At 40.7% G+C, this 3,349-nt stretch carries 2 protein-coding genes and 1 pseudogene; 1 reads left to right on the top strand and 2 read right to left on the bottom strand.

Features of this window, described 5'->3' with window-relative positions:
• Positions 1-512: 512 nt before the first annotated feature.
• Positions 513-1,610, bottom strand: a complete 1,098-nt coding sequence (locus tag ACHUFI_RS22285) for a Fic family protein (RefSeq protein WP_394253180.1) — start codon at positions 1,608-1,610, stop codon at positions 513-515.
• Between the two features lie 353 nt (positions 1,611-1,963).
• Between ACHUFI_RS22285 and ACHUFI_RS22290 the strand changes: the two genes are divergently transcribed.
• The gene (locus ACHUFI_RS22290) at positions 1,964-2,980 is read left to right on the top strand and encodes an IS110 family RNA-guided transposase (RefSeq protein WP_394253182.1); all 1,017 of its coding nucleotides are present in this window, start codon (positions 1,964-1,966) and stop codon (positions 2,978-2,980) included.
• A 160-nt stretch (positions 2,981-3,140) separates the two neighbouring features.
• Here the strand turns inward: ACHUFI_RS22290 and ACHUFI_RS22295 are convergent.
• Positions 3,141-3,349: pseudogene (locus ACHUFI_RS22295) on the bottom strand (IS110 family transposase); the annotation flags it as partial.

Consider the following 3,349-nt stretch of genomic DNA (forward strand, 5'->3'; position numbering starts at 1 on the left):
ATCTATGGATACATCATAAGTTTGGTCTATCGGGTAAGTGAGAGGAAAGCCCTCCGCGAAGCGGCTTAGTTCAACAGCTATTAGACAGAAAAATTCTGCACTTAAATATAGAATTATTCTGTCTAGTATCTTAATGACGTAAACGATACCCCGTTTTTATGAAAACTAACAGTAACTTAAGCACTACAGCTCCCTGCCCACATCCCAAAATACAGAATTTTTCTATATAGTATGAATTGATGTGCCAAACTGAGAATCATGTATGCATAGACAGTGAAAATTTAATGAAAAAATCACCATTTCTATCGTATATACGACAATATATGCTTGGACGGCACTATGCTCTTCGTACAACGGAGTGTAGTGGATTAGTAAATTTGATCACTTAGTTAGATTAGAAAAAGTAAGTCAGATAAAGCTCTGGTGGAGTATGTGTTTAATAGATCGAAAGAAGGAAATGGGGCAATAACGAGATAATAGAGTTGAGAAGACTGACCGCTCATGCAGTGAGTCTATCTCTTTAATAAGTACCGAGTACTCCTACCTGCTCCTGATTTCTCTAAACACCCTTGCTCCACAAGCGCCCTAAGATGGCGGGTGGCTGTCGGTTTACTGACTTTTGCGACCTTGTGATATTGAGACGTTGTCACTCCTTCGATAAAGTCACCATCTAACAATCTATTTAGCACTTTTACTTGTTCATTAGTCAGCAGTGTTTGATCTACGTTTCGCCAGAAATTTGTTTTGAAAACAGTTTGGTCAATTTCTTTTAATGCCTCACCAAACGTTTCATTTAGCGTCTCAAAGAACCAAACTAACCAATGGGTTATGTCTATCCCCCCTTTCTGAGTTCTCTCAAGTATTTCATAGTAGCTTTTTCGCTTCGCCAATATACTCACAGACATTGCGTAGAAGCGGACAGATTGCTCCTCTGCTTGTGCCAGCGCTAAATCTGTCAATAAGCGTGTTATACGTCCATTACCATCATCCAGCGGGTGTATTGTCACAAACCACAGATGTGTTATCGCGGCGCGAACTAATGGGTCAAGCGAGGTGTCACCTTTTGAGCTGTTAAACCACTCAATAAATTGCTCTAATTCTTGATCTAAAACGTCTCGTCCTGGTGCTTCAAAATGGACCACGGGTTTATCTAACCGACCAGAGACAACTTGCATCGGCGTATCCCCCCTCAGTTGGCCGCCAACGACAGGATTGAACATCGTATAACCTTCTGGAAATAGCCGTTCATGCCAAACTAAGATGCGCTCAAGGGTTAGCTTTATATCTAGATTATCCACGGCATCTAGCATTATTTCTGCGAGGCCGTCTGTTTGCTCAGTCGTTGGGAACGGTCGCTCTTCAGTCAGTCCTAGCCTACTCGCAAGGGACGAGCGCACTGAGAGTGCATTCAATTTTTCACCTTCAATAGCGCTTGAATGAACAATGTTGGCCAGTAGAGTATCGAGCATGCATTCTTTGTCATCTTGTGAATGGCTAAGCATTTTCCCCAATAAGATGCCTTGATTGAATCGAGTGCGCCTAACCAATGGCTCAATAGTAGCTTTATCCCAATTGAAGTTAGGCCAATCGTTATTTTTCCAGATCCACATAGGGACTCCTTGATTCGTAACACCGCCATAATCAAATCACATTATGATTCGTTTACCTCAAGCAATCAAATCACATTTTGATTTGATTAGATTCCTTAATCAGATCATCTTATGTGCATTTTCCAGATTCGTATTAAAATATGACTCGAGAATGAACGATTGTCATTGGTGTTTGTAAAGGACTTTGATAAGTGTAGTGATTGACCCAACTTGCCCACATACCTAGCGCTTCTGCCATCAAAGACCAAACTAAATACGGTATATGAAATCTAACGTGAAACACTTAATGAGATGGTACGTCCCTCCCTCCAGCTAAACTTGAATAGGTTTAGTCTTAAAAAGGAAAGTGCCAAATGAATAATCCATACATCATCGGTATAGATTTAGGTAAGAACTCTTTTCATTTAGTTAGTCACGACCAGTCTGGACATCAATTATTTAAGAAGAAATTTACTCGCCCAAAGCTACTCGAATTTTTATCTCTGCATGAGCCTGTAATAATCGCAATGGAATCGTGTGGCGGCTCTCATTGGCTAGCTCGAAAGTGCACTGAATATGGTCATACTGCTAAGTTAATTCCTCCTCAATACGTAAAGCCTTACGTTAAAACTAATAAAAATGACTTCATTGATGCCGATGCTATTGCAGAAGCTGCTTCACGACCAACGATGATATTTACATCAGCAAAGACTGAATCAGCTCAAGTTGTTGCTACTATTCGTAAAATTCGTAGTGGGTATATTAGAGAGCGAACTGCATGTATGAACAGAATCGGCTCTATTCTTTTGGAATTCGGGATTAGTTTGCCAAAAGGACACTCAAGTATGAACAACTTATTCCAATGGCTAGTAGATAAAAATCAACACCTACCTCCTCTCATAATTTTCGAGCTAAGTGAATTACACGAGCACTACCAAAATCTTAATGGTCGTATAGAAAAGCAAGGAGAAAAGGTCGAAATAATTCTCGAAGATAACGAACAAATGGCACAATTACAAAGCATTCCAGGCATTGGCCCTGCTATCGCTAGTGCTTGCATTTCTTCTGTTGGTAATCCGAATGATTTCAAAAATGGACGAAACTTTGCAGCATGGATAGGACTTGTTCCTGTTCAATATTCAACGGGCGGTAAAACAACATTACTTGGGATATCAAGACGTGGAAATAAAGAGCTACGAACTCTATTTATCCATGCTGCGAGGTCAATATTATGGCGAGATAAATCAGTCGAAAAATACTTTGGATTATGGCTTGTTGAACTGAAGAAACGAAAGCCTTTTCACGTTGCGGTGGTAGCCCTAGCAAACAAAATCGCTCGAATAGCTTGGTCTGTCTTGGTTAATAAAGAAACCTTTGAAATAAGAACATAATCAGAATTTGCGAAAAGAGTAAAAGATGACACAACGGTTAGACCACCAGATTGAAGACCTGTTGCCCCAAACAGCAACTTAGTATGCTTTACGCTTTGTGAGGACAGTCTGGCGCACACCTCATCATAGTGCAATACTTCTAGGTTAAGGTTTTGAATCTTGTCCGATAGATCTTGAAGTAGCTCTCGAGCGAGTATAGGCAAACCATTTTCTGCATCTTCAAGGACGCTACCAATGGTGTTTTGAGCCGAGTAGCGAGCCTGCGGCATCACAATGCCAAGTTCGGAAAGCAAACCTCTGAGTTGGTTAATGGTCGCAGTTCTTGTTTTAATTAGCCCCTGCCGAATACGATGCAGGCAAAGCATAGCT

The organism is Vibrio profundi, from assembly GCF_043642225.1.
GTDB lineage: Bacteria > Pseudomonadota > Gammaproteobacteria > Enterobacterales > Vibrionaceae > Vibrio > Vibrio profundi_A.

Bases quoted from the DNA above. Each gene is read 5' to 3' on its own strand.
- ACHUFI_RS22285 (WP_394253180.1), bottom strand. From the start codon at position 1,610: ATGTGGATCTGGAAAAATAACGATTGGCCTAACTTCAATTGGGATAAA.
- ACHUFI_RS22290 (WP_394253182.1), top strand. From the start codon at position 1,964: ATGAATAATCCATACATCATCGGTATAGATTTAGGTAAGAACTCTTTT.